The sequence below is a fragment of the Sideroxydans sp. CL21 genome, from assembly GCF_902459525.1.
In the GTDB taxonomy this organism is placed as follows: domain Bacteria; phylum Pseudomonadota; class Gammaproteobacteria; order Burkholderiales; family Gallionellaceae; genus Sideroxyarcus.
This window is the reverse complement of record NZ_LR699166.1, coordinates 1,982,794-1,997,328: the sequence shown is the minus strand read 5'-3', so window position 1 is coordinate 1,997,328 and position 14,535 is coordinate 1,982,794. Positions and strand designations below refer to the sequence as shown.

At 47.5% G+C, this 14,535-nt stretch carries 16 protein-coding genes and 1 riboswitch; of the genes, 9 read left to right on the top strand and 7 right to left on the bottom strand.

Annotated elements, in window-relative coordinates; translation table 11 throughout:
* The first annotated feature begins 17 nt into the window (after nt 1-17).
* The 6 genes from QOY30_RS09295 to QOY30_RS09275 all read left to right on the top strand — a co-directional run bounded on the left by QOY30_RS09295 (nt 18) and on the right by QOY30_RS09275 (nt 3,505).
* Nucleotides 18-374 carry an SUF system Fe-S cluster assembly protein gene (locus QOY30_RS09295; protein WP_283744333.1) on the top strand — a complete coding sequence of 119 codons (357 nt, stop codon included), beginning with the start codon at nt 18-20 and terminating at the stop codon, nt 372-374.
* Between the two features lie 15 nt (nt 375-389).
* Nucleotides 390-707: a Rieske (2Fe-2S) protein gene (locus QOY30_RS09290; RefSeq protein ID WP_283744332.1), complete on the top strand. Its 318-nt coding sequence runs from the start codon at nt 390-392 to the stop codon at nt 705-707.
* A gap of 394 nt (nt 708-1,101) precedes the next feature.
* The gene (locus QOY30_RS09285; protein ID WP_283744331.1) at nt 1,102-1,470 is read left to right on the top strand and encodes an SdrD B-like domain-containing protein; all 369 of its coding nucleotides are present in this window, start codon (nt 1,102-1,104) and stop codon (nt 1,468-1,470) included.
* 143 nt (nt 1,471-1,613) lie between these two features.
* Nucleotides 1,614-1,790: a DUF2905 family protein gene (locus QOY30_RS18125; RefSeq protein WP_502958686.1), complete on the top strand. Its 177-nt coding sequence runs from the start codon at nt 1,614-1,616 to the stop codon at nt 1,788-1,790.
* A 325-nt stretch (nt 1,791-2,115) separates the two neighbouring features.
* On the top strand, nt 2,116-2,787 hold the full coding sequence (locus tag QOY30_RS09280) for a peroxiredoxin (RefSeq protein WP_283744330.1): 672 nt from the start codon (nt 2,116-2,118) through the stop codon (nt 2,785-2,787).
* A gap of 385 nt (nt 2,788-3,172) precedes the next feature.
* Nucleotides 3,173-3,505, top strand: a complete 333-nt coding sequence (locus QOY30_RS09275; RefSeq protein ID WP_283744329.1) for a lipocalin-like domain-containing protein — start codon at nt 3,173-3,175, stop codon at nt 3,503-3,505.
* A gap of 142 nt (nt 3,506-3,647) precedes the next feature.
* Here QOY30_RS09275 and QOY30_RS09270 read toward each other — a convergent pair whose 3' ends face one another.
* A complete protein-coding gene (locus QOY30_RS09270) occupies nt 3,648-3,986 on the bottom strand; it encodes a hypothetical protein (RefSeq protein WP_283744328.1) in 339 nt (112 codons plus the stop codon).
* Nucleotides 3,987-4,857: 871 nt separating this feature from the next.
* Nucleotides 4,858-5,307: a hypothetical protein gene (locus QOY30_RS09265; protein WP_283744327.1), complete on the bottom strand. Its 450-nt coding sequence runs from the start codon at nt 5,305-5,307 to the stop codon at nt 4,858-4,860.
* Nucleotides 5,308-5,373: 66 nt separating this feature from the next.
* A riboswitch (cyclic di-GMP riboswitch) is annotated at nt 5,374-5,454 on the bottom strand.
* Nucleotides 5,455-5,755: 301 nt separating this feature from the next.
* Between QOY30_RS09265 and QOY30_RS09260 the strand changes: the two genes are divergently transcribed.
* Nucleotides 5,756-6,127 carry a hypothetical protein gene (locus QOY30_RS09260; protein WP_283744326.1) on the top strand — a complete coding sequence of 124 codons (372 nt, stop codon included), beginning with the start codon at nt 5,756-5,758 and terminating at the stop codon, nt 6,125-6,127.
* An 838-nt stretch (nt 6,128-6,965) separates the two neighbouring features.
* Here QOY30_RS09260 and QOY30_RS09255 read toward each other — a convergent pair.
* The 4 genes from QOY30_RS09255 to QOY30_RS09240 form a co-directional block, all read right to left on the bottom strand.
* Nucleotides 6,966-8,024, bottom strand: coding sequence for a DUF262 domain-containing protein (locus QOY30_RS09255; protein ID WP_283744325.1), 1,059 nt, complete (start codon nt 8,022-8,024; stop codon nt 6,966-6,968).
* Complete coding sequence (locus QOY30_RS09250) at nt 8,021-8,764, bottom strand: FRG domain-containing protein (RefSeq protein WP_283744324.1); 744 nt, start codon at nt 8,762-8,764, stop codon at nt 8,021-8,023. The genes QOY30_RS09255 and QOY30_RS09250 overlap by 4 nt, the downstream gene beginning before the upstream one ends.
* 177 nt (nt 8,765-8,941) lie before the next feature.
* Nucleotides 8,942-9,214, bottom strand: coding sequence for a hypothetical protein (locus QOY30_RS09245; protein WP_283744323.1), 273 nt, complete (start codon nt 9,212-9,214; stop codon nt 8,942-8,944).
* 49 nt (nt 9,215-9,263) lie between these two features.
* Nucleotides 9,264-10,526, bottom strand: a complete 1,263-nt coding sequence (locus QOY30_RS09240) for an AAA family ATPase (protein WP_283744322.1) — start codon at nt 10,524-10,526, stop codon at nt 9,264-9,266.
* A 283-nt stretch (nt 10,527-10,809) separates the two neighbouring features.
* Here QOY30_RS09240 and istA point away from each other — a divergent pair, with 283 nt between their 5' ends.
* Nucleotides 10,810-12,330, top strand: a complete 1,521-nt coding sequence (istA, locus tag QOY30_RS09235; protein ID WP_283742935.1) for an IS21 family transposase — start codon at nt 10,810-10,812, stop codon at nt 12,328-12,330.
* A gap of 11 nt (nt 12,331-12,341) precedes the next feature.
* The gene (istB, locus tag QOY30_RS09230; RefSeq protein ID WP_283742936.1) at nt 12,342-13,130 is read left to right on the top strand and encodes an IS21-like element helper ATPase IstB; all 789 of its coding nucleotides are present in this window, start codon (nt 12,342-12,344) and stop codon (nt 13,128-13,130) included.
* A gap of 125 nt (nt 13,131-13,255) precedes the next feature.
* On the opposite strand, the gene QOY30_RS09225 is transcribed toward istB, so the two are convergent.
* A complete protein-coding gene (locus tag QOY30_RS09225) occupies nt 13,256-13,813 on the bottom strand; it encodes a hypothetical protein (protein ID WP_283744321.1) in 558 nt (185 codons plus the stop codon).
* Nucleotides 13,814-14,535: the final 722 nt, after the last annotated feature.

Genomic DNA, 14,535 nt, shown 5'->3' with positions numbered 1-14,535 from the left:
ATTACAAGGGGTAGTTCATGATTGATTTCGAAAAATTGAACGAACATTTGCAAGAAAAGACAATAGACCCGAAGACACTTGAGGCGCGTGTCGTCGAGAAACTGCGCACGATCTTCGATCCGGAAATTCCAGTGAACATATATGATCTCGGCTTGATCTATGAATTGGATGTGCAGGCAACGGGCGAGGTGCATGTGCGCATGACACTGACCGCGCCCAACTGCCCGGTTGCGGACGGATTTCCGGATATCGTGCAGAACGCGCTGTGGCTGGTGGACGGTGTCAGCGACGTGACGGTGGAGCTCGTCTGGGAGCCACCGTGGGGTCGTGAACGTATGTCGGAGGCAACACGATTGCAACTCGGTTTGATGTGATCCAAGGTGGACGCGGTGAGCAACTGGCTGGATGTCTCAAATATCGATGAGTTGACACTGAGTACACGTCGCGTGGTCGATGTGGAGGGGATCAATGTCGCAGTATTCAATCTCGGCGGCGAATACTTTGCCATCAAGGACGAGTGTCCCCATGATGGAGGAGTGTTGTCCAACGGTGAACTGGATGGTGAGGTGATCATATGTCCGCGACATGGGGCGCGATTTTCAATTAGGACTGGTACTGTGCTGGGACCACCTGCTTATGAAGACTTGATCACATTTCCTGTGCGAATCTCACAAGGCAAGGTTCAAGTGGAGATTGACCGAACATGATAAGTCTTTTCATGGCTCGTTCATGCTCCCCGCAACAATGGGAACATTCCAGCCATTGTCTTCATTGGTGGCAGCGTTGTCATTTGCCGTGATTGTAATCATCGCTGCGGTGCATTGGGCATGTTAATCCATTCCAGGCAAATCGATAGAACTCGGCATTGCTGATATACCTTGGATACCGGTTCGATGAGGTTTTTGTATTCGCAAAAATTTGCGTCAATGACATAGAGAGTGATTTTCTCCCTCTGATGTCGAACAAAGCAAGTGTAAGTCTTGTCCATTGTGGATGAGTCAGGTGGTCTGTGTCGGTTTCATCAAACGCTGCACTCCTCAACTCAGTCTGCAGATCGATGCTGCGAGCGTAGTGCAGTCCGATTAATGGAGGGAAATTACCATGAGAACAATTAAATTGCTGTTGGGAATACTTTTCGGTATCGCTGTTGCTGCATGTGGTGGTGGCGGCGGTTATGGTGGTGGTTATGGCGGCGGCGGCATGGGTGGATCCCCTGTCGGCGGTTACAATATTTCTGGCACGGTCAGTGGTGGGTCAACTAATCACAGTGGCGTGATGATCAACCTGAGCGGAGCGGCGACAATGAGCAGTATCACGGCTGCTGGCGGATACTATATCTTCACCGGCCTTGCGAATGGGTCCTACACGGTTACACCAACCTTAATGGGATATACATTTACCCCGCCAAGCACATCCGTAACCGTGAATGTCAATAGTTATTCTAATGTTAACTTTACTGAAGCTCCTTAGCGCCACAGCATTTTCGGTAAGGTGAGCAGGTTTGGAGGCAGCGATATGACGATCACCCGGGGTGGCGTTAATACCGGATCTGTGTGGCGGATTTGAGATGGTGGTAGTTTAGTATTTCAAAGGACGGCAACTTCTATGGCAAAGTGGCTCGTTATAGTCCGTGCTATCCTCGTCCTGCTCGGCGTGGCTTGACCTTGGCTGTCGAAGCTGGGCATCGGTCATCTTCCAGGCAACATAGTTGTCGGGCGCAAGGGATCGGTTTCTATTTTCCGATAACTACCAGCATCATTGTTTCGCTGGTGCTGTCGCTGAATTTATGAATTTTCAGAAAACGAATCAGACGTTTGATATATCTGCACTCGATGTATAGCCACTTGCAAAAAACGGGAAATTGACTTTCTTGCACCGAGGAGTAGTCTTTAACACGGTATACCGAGTGTTGGTAACCATGTCGTTGTAGCATGTAAACAGATCAGGCTGTTCGAAGCTGGACACTCAGTCAAGAACGAACCGCCTTCGCTTCGAAATTCCAGAATGCATCAGGAATTCCCCAAGACGCACATCCAATGTTTTCAACGGCGGTATCGGCAATTGTTCGGCATACGGCGATTCAAATTGGTTTTTTCATACTGAGGAGAGTTAATTATGTCACTACGAATAAATGATACAGTTCCGGATTTCAACGCGGAGACTACCAAGGGCCCGATCAATTTTCACGACTGGATTGGAAATGGATGGGCGATTCTGTTTTCTCACCCCAAAGACTTTACGCCCGTCTGCACCACGGAGTTGGGCTACATGGCAAAGCTGGAGCCGGAGTTCAAGAAACGCAACTGCAAGATTATCGGCTTAAGCGTAGATCCCGTGGCCAACCACGCCAAATGGGCGAAGGATATCGAAGAGACGCAAGGCTATGCCGTTAATTATCCGATGATCGGCGACACCAATCTGGCAGTGGCAAAACTTTACGACATGCTGCCCGCGATCGAATCGGGAACGGCGGAAGGCCGGACTCCGGCCGCGAATGCAACGGTGCGCGCGGTGTTTGTTATCGGCCCCGACAAGAGAATCAAATTGATGCTTACTTACCCGATGACGACAGGTCGCAACTTCGACGAGATCCTGCGTGTCCTGGATTCGATGCAGCTCACGGCAGAGTTCAAGGTTGCTACGCCTGTCAACTGGAAGAGCGGCGATGAGGTTATCATCTCGTCCTCGGTCTCCGATGACGAGGCGAAGGGAATGTTCAAAGAGGGTTGGAAAACAATCAAGCCGTATCTGCGCATGGTAAAGCAGCCTCACTCTCATACTCGCTAATGGAGCTTTGGCTTGGACATCAAATAGCATCGAGCGGCAGATTACCGCCTGCCACCGGGAGTGACCAAGATGGTTCGTCAAGAATTGCTTTCGACTCAATGATGCCGGAGGGCGCTCAAAATATTCTTTGAGCCCCTCGTTGTTTTCTTTTCTCGCGCCACAAGCTACTGCTAGCAGGAGATGCTCCGCGGATCACTAATTATTTTGATACTTGCCGACGTAGTTTTTTTTGCATCGATAGGATATTCCAGTGTCCATCCCCTTGCCGATGCAGATCGTGCTTTCAATTTATCTGCTTTGGCAAAAGCATCTTATTTATTTCAGCGACTTGAGGTACCGGTTGATTCTGAATCTAAATATCAGCCTGGGGCAAACTATCTAAGTTTTGTGTAGCCATAGGTATGGGATATTCACTGCCACAGGCCGCGCCTTCTTCTTGCTGACCGGCGAAGGGCGCAAGGTACCGCAGACCGACGAAGAGCGTAGTGCTGCACTTCGTTCCATGTTCGCCTACACTGGAAATTATCGAATCGAGGGTGACAAGTTTATCACCACAGTCGATACAGCCTGGAACGAGGCATGGGTCGGCACGGATCAATTGCGAACTTACAAAATTGACGGGGACCAACTGTACGTAGTCACTATGTCACAGTCCAACCCTAATTTCGGCAACAGGGCGATGCACAGCATCCTCGCTTTTGAACGCCAGAAAAAATAGTAGCGATTTATAAAGAGCCCCTGAAAACTTCAAATTGGAGGACACTCGCGATCTTCCTTTATTGGCAGCGGACATCTACAATCATTCCATGAAAAAAGCAGAATCTCTAAATTCGAGACTCTGCTCATTCTGGGACACTGTACTATTTGCCGATCTGTTTGCTGACTTCATTTTCCTGATGGTTCAGCTTCTCTTGCTCTTTCTTCGTTATGTGACCGCCATCTTTAGCTGCCATCGCGCGTTCTTCCTTGCGCATGTGGCGATCTTCCTTATGCAGTTTGGCCGCCTCACCCTTTGACATTTTGCCTTCTTTGACTTCATTTTGAATGCGCTTATCTTGATTCTCTAAGCGTTGGTTCACTTCTGCCCGACGAGGGTGATCCTTGTCAAATTGTCCTTCAGCCGCAAAGGCGTTAATAGTCATACCAGCAAGCAACAGGCTGGATGCAAGAAAAAGGGTGCTACGTGTTGTGCAGTTCATGAAATTTCTCCTATAGTTATATCGGTAGTTGCAAATTAACTAGCTGTGTTAATGAATCCTAATGGATATCGCTAATAACTCGCGACAAGACCATTAACGAACCAACTGCCAATTGGAATACAGTTTCTCCATAGAGATTTGTATCGGGCTTGTAGCAAATTGTGTCCCACTTATTGAATGCAGGACGGTCAGTCGTGACTGTCCGTTGAAGGCGTGCGCCGTGCAAAGGTGGTGCTTTTTCAGTGGGTGGAGCATTGAGCGAAGAACATCGCCCGTTGCTGTGCCGGGGTAATGGCGACAGCATGCACACAAGGAAAGCGTCGCAACACGGGAAACCCCATGGCGTGGTGCAAGGATGACCAACCGGACGCCCGCGAGGGAGAGGCCGGACGCCTTGGGGTCACGGAGAGGCTCGTAGTACTGCCGAAGTCGGGTAATGCCGGTGGAGGGAAGGAGCCTTGGTTCAAGACAGACGAAAGAAGCAGGAAACATCGTTGCCTGGGTTCGATCTTCTCCGCTTCATGTGCGCTCCTGCAAATACAGGATACTTCCATTAACGCATCAGCGGATTCTACGTGTACACTTTCGTACGTTTTACACAGTCTGGGCCAGGAAAGGACATAGATGCGTGTCGTCTAATTTGTGTCATGAGCTGGTTGTTTCGGCTCTGAGATACCAAGATTGCTCAGCAAATCTACACTGCCTGCCAAACCAAAAACAAAAGCGCGACGACAACTAAAGATAGAATCATAAATCGTTCTTGACCCATAATTTGTCCTACTTAAATTTCATGTGACTATTGCAGAATGGCTTCATATGCCCATGTCTGGATCAATTCATATACAGAAAGGTTCAAATTAGCGAAGTGCTTTCAAAAGTGGAATGATTTACGCAATACAAGCCAATATGAGTCGTGTTGAAGTTTGTTGTATGGTCCTTCGTCTTTCGAATCGAAACACAGGAGAGACGACAAGTGAGAGCAGTCATTGTTGGAAGGCAATTGCTTTTGAAAGCTTATTGACCAGTCATCTTTTTTCGATTCGGCGACGGAGACATGCTGCGGTGCGCTGCCGAATGTCGCCCCGCTAGGTGCGCCATCCTTCGTGCTGTTAAGTAAAGCATGCGTATTGAGCAGGTAAGAAGGTAGCCCGTGAGTGCCGGAACTTAGAAACTTATTTGATAACATACGCTTCTTGAGTGCAAATGAACCTTCCTTGGATTGTGCGGTAGTTGCAGTAACCGCCAAGCTAAAAATAACAAACCAAAAGCCTACTTGCATGGCCTTTTGTATTAGATTGGGACTGAAAATGAGCCGGAACATATGCTCTCCTATCGATGTCTTAGCTACCGTGGGGATAAGTAGCATGAGAAGACGGATGAATGCCCCTACCGCAACCCCGCTGCCATAGTCTCCCTTAGGCCGGTAATTTTGCGCCCTTACCTTTCGGTATGTTTGCCAATGAGATATAGATTATTGAGCGACTCCGATGTAGTCAATCCATGCAAGGATGAAAAGGCGGCATCTTCTGATGTGCGGTAAAAAGACAATCTTTTACTTCATATATTCAATGACCTTTTAGGGCTGGCGTTTGCCAGCTAAAGGCAGTTAACGACGAACGGCTGCTGGAATTGAGAAGCAGCTGGTGGCCTGGTTAACCGACAACGGGCAGAATGAGGCCACTGACGTTCATCCAACCTGGGGATTTTCATGACTTGACGTTATTGTGGTTTAGATCTTGTGAAGAGAAAGAATCCTCGCGGAGGATAAAATGAAAATCCAGTACAATAAAAACGAAGTTATTGCAGCAGCCAGATACATCGTAGATAACATGCCGAGTTCAAAAATTCCCTCGATGATTCCTTATACCGATCGAGGGTATCTACCAGAGCGTGGAGAAGTGGATGAAATTCTAAGAAATATACGGACTCTAGCCGGAGAAAATAAAAATGTATTCGAGGCTGTTCGTCGAAAACTCTCATTTGGCGACACGAAGGTTGAACCGATTATGCAGAAGTGGGTTGAAGTATTGGGAATAGGCGGATATTGGATTATTGCTGAGATAGAAGGCGATACTGTCATTTTCTCAGTTGCGGTATCACCTTGGTTCGGCGACGTTCGTGTTATCGAAGAAGAGATTTAATTGAACAAGATGGTGTGAAGCAGACCTTTGTGTTTGCCGTAGGCTACAGACCGAATGCGGCCCGGGGGACATCGAGCTAGATTTATGGTTCTGCTGTTGTGTGGAATGTTTGACAATAAGGAATTTAAAAAACTGGGGTTGGCTTTTCATAAAAGCGGGGACGAACTTGGCGACACCTTAAAGACTAAAGATATCACTGCGTCCCTGCGCGCATTGAACAAAACGATGCGGTATTGCGTAGAGTGCCATGCTACATATCGCCAATGAGGTGAGGCGACCACATTGTAAAAACAAAAGTGGTCTTTGGGGATCGATTGTCACATTAAATTAAATGACTGTCCGCTTTCAGACGACGACATTTCAGGCTGGTATGTCTCCTTGGGGTCGATTGTGACGGCTGGCGGAAGTCCGCTTCAGAGCTATGACAATTTACCTGCAAAGAGCTATCTGAATATCCTGGTGGATGAGATCGTGGTACGGGACAAAACCGCCACCATCAGGGGCGGTTATGAGGCATTAGCGGAAACGATGCAGAAAATAAAAGTGGGCAACTTGTATCAAGTGCCCACTTTTAACCCTAATTGGTGCGCCGGAAGAGATTCGAACTCCTGACCCCTTGGTTCGTAGGGGTGACTTATAAGTAACTGTTTTATTACCAAACAGCAACTTACAACGCTTGCCATTTTCTTTATTAATTGCGTCAACTCTCACGCGCATTATGCCCAACGTGAGCTAGGCACAAAAAAAACAAATACGATGATCTTCTTCGGAGAATTGACGTCGTCATTGAAATAGATCAGCCCGTCGATGGCGCTGTCCGCGCCTTTTTTTGCCCTGATCATATATGAAGGTACTCTTTGAGTATGCGGAGACGCTCACGAATTGAGCTAGCATCGTTGGTGCCCTGCTGTGAAAGTCTATCGTATTCAAGTAAATCAAATATTGCCTTAGTAATGTCAGTTGCAGCTATCGTTTTATTCTTCGCGCGTTCATTTTGGAAATTAATAAGATCCTTGCGAGTGATTTTGTTTAGTTTGTTGGCAGCTTTGGCATCCCTCGCAAGTAAGAAGTATATAGGGATACCTGCTTGCGCAGCCAAGAGCGGATCTCTTGCTACAAAGAGTGGCAGTAGATCATCTAATGTTTTTTCCGCTGAATCTAAGATAGATTCGACTGCCTTTTTCTTATTTGACTTAAAATCCCTGGTAAATTGATCGAGGAATGGCTTTTTTGTGTCAATAACTTTCCCCTGGCGCACTGAATATTCCAAATATAAAAGTCTAGCAGCCACTTCTCGATGTTGATATCTACCATTCGAAAATCGAACTTTCTTTGTAAAAAGTGCATGTCCAGACAATTTTGTTATTGCCTTCGCCATATCTCCTCCGATGGCATTGCGCTTCTCTGAAGCGTTGAGCGGCACCGCCTCATTCAGTCGAGAAAACATATCCTCAATAAGCTCAAGATCTTCGGTCTCTACGCAAATAATCGGTAGAGTGAACGCATCAAAACGTTGTTTGAGTCTTGGATACTTGAGAGCTAAGTCTGAGTAAGTCAACTCGGATGCCGTTACCGTTTCATCTTCAAGGAATTCAAAATCTTTTGAAAGTGTGAATTCCCCATTAATAAAGCCAAATATCGTCTCTAGTCGTTGACGACCATCAATAACGGCATAGTCCTTCTTAGTTTTCTTTGCTACCTCTCGTTCAAGTTTGTGGAAATATAGCTTGGGAATATCGTACCTATTGATAATCGAGTCGATCAATAATTGTCTCTTTTCACGAGACCATATATCACCTTGCCTTTGATATGGAGGCTCCAAATCGATCCGATCTTTGTCAGCATACATAGTTAAAACTGATTCATTCTGAAGCGCGAAAGTATTTATCACAGTCATTTTAGTTCCCCTCCAATGAGTTCACCAACGCTCGACAGCTCCGGAAAAAGCTGAAACTTGGTGACAGCCAACATCTTCAATTCAGCAAGTATCGTTGCCTTAGCTGATGCGGGAACCCTGTACTCAATTAAATGCTCTCCCTTTCCAATGCTTTCGATAGCTATAGTTGTGTGATGGCTAATTGTAAAAACTCCTAATTGAGCTTGAATCCGAGCATTATTTCTAGTTGCAATAACCGCCATCGGAAAGACACCTTTTGCCGGATTAGCCTCAATCGCTAAGGTTGAATAATTTTCCAGTGCCTTGTCATCAAATGAAGGCAGGTACCGAACTTCTTCTGGCCTGGAAGTGGTTTGTTGATTTAATCTCAACGGGAATAATGCCCATAGGCTAGCTTCGGCGCGTGGATTTTGAGTAGCCGCGAAGTATAGTCCTGCAAGGGGGCTTTCAGTCCAATCTAATAGGCGAGTCGGGACACCATAATGCTGCATGACGAATAGCCAATCGAAGTTGTTGTTATTGAGCCTCTGCTCTATCAAGAGATTTGCATTTTGTTTAAAGCGACTAATTAGCACGCTTTCTGGTGGAGGATTTTTTAGCCGCAGGTATGTTGGTATTAGCTTCCATTTTGCTTGAGAATGCCCTCGGAACCATACTGGCTCATCGACTTTTGACAAGTCGCTCTTGAGTCGTTTTAGAAAATCGCCAACCGAATTAATAGAACGTATCTTAATCGTCATAAATTCCTCTACTTGCCTATGGCTAGTCCAGTGAGTGTGAGCGCTGAGCCAGACTGTCGTAGTTGCTCCACCAATTGAGAAATGATCCAGTATTTAAAAAATTTTTAATTTTTACACTAGGAAGTGCATTTCCTATCTAATCAGCGGATTATCCGCCATTCCTATGTCTTCCTATAGTCAGTCTTTATGCATCTTCTGCACAGGTTCGACATCAATTTTTTTGTAGCCGTAAGTGCCTGGGCAGGAAATCTCGACCGCCTTACCTCTCCCGCCAATTAATCCTTTAACCTTTGGATTGCCGAAATACGGCGGCAAGCCATCGAGCTCACCCTCACTTTTTCCGTCGATTGATATTATCAATGCTGTTTGCCATGTCCAAGAGTTCCTCTGTACCCAAAACCCTGCCTTGTTTCCATTGGCAACGTACATTTGGTAAATATTTTCGGCCATAAAACATTCAGCATTAGCTTAGATTGAAATGTCGACTCAACAAAATCATCTAGTGTCCATCTAGCCATAAAGATGCATTAGCAAATTGCTGTGTCCAAAAACCATGCATCTGTCCATTTTTATAATTTGGCTCAGAGTTGCGCAATTCACTGATGCGACTTTTCGCGGTTACTCGCAATTGGTCTATAGCTGTCTTTCTCGAATCCCCATTCAATCGGCCCAGCAGTGTCTTTGAGATTTTATGTGCTTTCAAGCGCCCATCATTTCTATGATCGTTGGACAAGAATAAACCCTCTTGAATATCTTTTTCAGTTACAGAAAACAGTGTACGTAAATGAGGTGTATCCAATACCAAGAAACCGAATTTGTGTGCCTTTTCTCCAGTTGGAATACGTTGATCTTCTACAATAAGCAAATAACCTGAATCCTTAAGTGAACGTCCTATAAGTGAAGCATCGCTAAACAATTTCAGCCAGTCATCCGGTTGAATTTCATGCAATACATTGCACATGACTACGACATCTATGCTTAGATTATCTTTTGTTGAGAAAAAATCTTCCTGATCTAAAAAATGCCTTACAGTGTCCCCACTATAAACAGACTTGATGATGGCTAGACTATCTTCCTTATCCTGAGGTGATGGATCAAATGCAAAATAACTAAGCACATCAGCTAAGTTTCTTCCGTGAGTGTTTGCAATATCAACTAAACCAGATAGTAGTCGACTTTTCCCTGCACCATAATCCAAGAGAGAAATTGGCATAGTTGCATTAAAATTGAGTATTCCACCGATCTGTGCAACTTGAGGATCACCCTTTCCTCCACCTACTGTTACTGGCTCCAACAGACATTCCGCAGCATAGCTAATTGAAGCATATTGTGCCGGCAAAGAAGTAAAGGTATTCAGATTATCGATTTGTTCCTCATTGCCCAATAGCGCGCGCAATACTTGCTCTGGCTGACTTCCAGAGTTGGTTACTTTTCCGTTCTCAACATACCATATGGACATTGGCTCTTTCATCGCAATATGTGCGAGCAAGGGAACCGAGTGAGTAGCAATCCAAAATTGCGAGTTCTTGGATGCTTCGCCCAACGTATCTAGAAATTCAATTAAGGCTGATGGATGAAGATGATTTTCTGGCTCGTCCATTAGAAAAACTGTGTTGTCTAATTTTTCTCGTTGAGCATGCAATGCGACTGCAAGTTGTATAAGCACTTTTTGTCCGTCCGATAGACCTGCTTCAGCTAATGGCTTGTCAAACAGAGTTGGGTCGTCGTCAATTGATCTTTTTAAATCAGCTTTTAAAAGCAATTTAATGAGAATAACTAGCCGTTCATAATCGTCTTTTGCTTCAACTTTTATAGCTTCGTCGTGAGTGTGAACTTTCGGCGTTAGGGAGCCATTTCATTTCCGGCATTAAGGAGCCAGTAGATTGTCGGCATAAAGGCGCCACTTTATTTCCGGCGTAATGGCGCCACAGGATTTCCGGCGTTAAGGCGCCACTTTGAACCCTGATCAGGGGCTCGAACTTTCATTAAGCAACTAGACTTCCGGCATTTTGCCGGGAGAGGTTGTGACTAAACGGAGGTTCGAGATGTATCAGTACCGAAATGTTTTGGTGCGCATGCGCCAAGGCGATTCTGATCGGGATATTGCCCGGTCCAAAACGATGGGACGCAAAAAACTCGCACAGGTTCGCGAGATCGCCAGCGAACGTGGCTGGCTTGCCCCCGAGTTTCCTTTGCCCGATGACGGAGTGCTGTCCACGCTGTTTGAGCGCAGGGAGGCATTGCCTGTCAGCTGTATTTCAACGCTGGAACCCTGGCGTGATCAGATCACCAAGTGGCATGCGGCCGGTATTCAGGGCACCACCATCCACGCCACGCTGGTGCGCAATCACGGTTTTACCGGCAGTTATTCCTCGATGTATCGCTTTCTGGGGCAACTCGTTTCCCTGCAGCAGCCGGATGTTCCGCTACGCCTGACGTTCAAGCCTGGCGAAGCGGTTCAGGTTGATTTCGGTGCTGGTCCGCTCATCACCGATGTGTACACCGGCGAGATCTTCAAGACCTGGTTCTTCGTGATGACCTTGTGCTGGTCGCGTCACCAGTATGCCGAGTTTGTCCGCGACCAGACCGTGGCGACATGGCTGGGCTGCCATCGGCGTGCGTTTGAGTCGTTCTCGGGCGTACCCTCACGCGTCATCATCGACAATGCCAAGTGCGCCATCACCAAAGCCTGCGTCTATGAGCCGGATGTGCAACGGGCGTATGCCGAATGTGCGGAAGGATATGCGTTCAAAATCGATCCTTGTCCTCCACGGGATCCACAAAAAAAAGGAATCGTTGAGGCAGGCGTCAAATATATCAAGGGCAGTTTCCTGCCGCTGCGCGAATTCCGCGATCTGGATGACGCCAACCGCCAGTTGCAGGCGTGGGTGATGAACGAGGCGGGCAACCGCATTCACGGCACGACCCGCGAAGCCCCTCTCAAACGCTTCGCCGAGGTGGAGAAAAGCCTGCTCAATGCTTTGCCCAGCGTTCCACCTGAGTTGGCCAGCTGGGCCAAGGTCAAAGTCCACCGTGACGCGCACGTCCAATACGAGACCAACCACTATTCGGTGCCGTTCCGGCTGATCGGATGCGACCTGTGGTTGAAGGCGACCGGCACCATGGTGACGCTGTACCGCGAACACGAAGCGGTTGCCAGCCATGTGCGACTGACGGGGAAAGGGCTGCGCGACACCGTGACCGACCATATGCCGCCCGAAGCGCAGGCGTGGCAAATGCAGGACACACAGTGGTGTTTGAAATCGGCCTTGCAGATTGGTCCGGCCTGCCATGCCATGGTGCATGCCATGTTCGGCGACCATGTCTTGATCAAGATGCGTGCTGTACAGGGCGTGCTGCGGCTCAAACAGAAATACGGCGCAGCCAGATTGGAAGCGGCCTGCCAGCGCGCCAACCATTACGGCACGCCGGGCTACAAGGTGGTCAAGATCATTCTTGAGAAGGGACTGGATCAGCTCGCGCCGCTGGCAGCCTTCGACGCACTGGCCACCACATACACCCAAGGCGGCCGATTCTGCCGCGATACCCAAACCATTCTTCAATGAGGACTACCATCATGCATCCAATTCCCGAACTGACACCCCTGCTCAAACAACTGCGCCTGTCCGGCATTCTGGACTCACTCGAGGCCCGCAACCGCGAAGCCATCGACCGCAAGCTGGCCTACACCGATTTCCTCAGCTTGCTGATTCATGACGAAGTCGCCCGGCGGGAGCAAAAGAAACTGGATATGCGACTACGACGTGCAAGCTTCCGTAACCAAAAAACACTGGAAGGATTCGATTTCGACCGACTTCCCAATCTGAACCGCTCGGCAGTCCATGATCTGGCGACTTGCCGTTTCATTGAAGAGAAAGTCGCCGTATTGATTGTGGGTCCGTGCGGCACCGGCAAAAGTCACCTGGCGCAGTCGCTGGGTCATGCGGCTGCACGCCAGGGCTATGACGTGCTGTTCATCACGCAAACCCAGCTCCTGAGCAGCTTGCGCGCAGCTCAGGCGACTGGCAATTATGCGCGGCGATTTAAATCCCTGGTCAAAGTGCCCCTGCTGATCATTGACGATTTCGGACTCAAACCCTTGCGTTCGCCTGAAGATGAAGACTTCCATGACTTGATCGCCGAACGCTACGAGCGTGCCGCCACCATTCTGACCAGCAATCTCGACTTTGATGAATGGGGTGAAGCATTCGCCGCAAATAAAATGATCGGCGCAGCGACGCTGGACCGATTGCGCCACGGTGCGTATCGCGTGGTGCTGGATGGAGAGAGTTACCGCGACCCGAAGCCAATGCCGGAAAGGTCAAAAACGCCGACAGGGAAAGGAGGCAAACCTACTCAAGCCTGAAACAGCTACACCAGCAGCAAAACAGAGTGAAAATGCGATTGCAAAAACAGCTCATTTCACGCATTCTTTACCCCCAGTTTGAGCCCCTGATTTGGCACTTCAAAGTGGCGCCATTACGGCGGAAATCAGTGGCGCCTTAATGCCGAAAAGTGACAGTGAGAAGCTCTTTGGTGAGATGCAGCCCATTCTCTATCCTGTATTTTTTGGATATAAGCGAAACATGCTGACTCAAATCCTTGAAAGCCTGGATTCTTGGCCTGATGGTATAGGTTCATTACCGCAATTTTGGCGTGCCCTCTCGAATCAATCAGTCCAAGTTGCTTTGGTACGAAGTACAGAACGCTTTGCGCCGGCAACGTTTGAGGAAAGACTCTTTCAGTAGCTAAAGTCAGCATATTCTGCTGAGCTACTATTTGCTGATTCCACGACTCGCAACTTGGATTGTTTGGATGGGTGGCGATGAGGTTTTGAAGAGCTGCAATTTGTTGGCGTAAATTATCCGCCTGCATGAAATATTGGCTGCGTTGAGTAATATATGCATTAGCCTTGGCCAAAATCCGAGACTTTCCTGCTCCATTCTTTCCGGTCATTGCAACATATCGACCAAGCCTGGGCATATTGATAGTTTGCAGGCCCACGTCTTTCAGTTCTTCTGCTGGGATGAAGAGTCTTTCAATTAGCATAATGTGTATTCTTTCACTTTCTAATCACCTACCTAGTAGGTATTACCTGACAAACATATCACAAAAGGGAACATACTTACTCATTAGGGATTTCCTATCTAGTCCTATCTCAATCAATTCTGTCCAATTTCAGAGTTTCATTGTTGACATCGGTATTTCATCGTGAGAAATTGCGTCCGTCGCAAGCCGCTCTTTAACAAGCCATCTGCAAATGTCCGGGATTTTAAGACCTGATAGAAACTTTGCGCCTAAACGTTTCCGAAGACATTAAACATACCGAGCACACAAACTACTTTTGCGCCTAATTTAACCAGTGACCATTACATTCATTAACGGGAATAACTAATCTACCGACAAGAGAAAGCCAGATATTGAGGTCAACGTGCCCAATGAGCTAAATATACGTCGAAAATCAATCCATTCATCCCGAATCCATCTCTAGAGTCCATACATCGAATCGCGCCCCCATCCGTACGTGCCTAATCTAAATCCGTCTAAATCCATTCCTGCGCGCCCAATTCCACTATTGAACAAGATTTTTTGAATCAGTAACACCACCCAACTGCTGTGGTATGGCTTATTGCGCCTTGTGACTTCATTTCAACTTACGAGTGAGGTTCAACATGAGCAATAGCAACAATTTGACCGGATATATGTCCGGTGACGGTGGTAGCGCTTTATCTGCGTTTCCTGAAAATCCATCCACGCAGGACGGCGTCTGC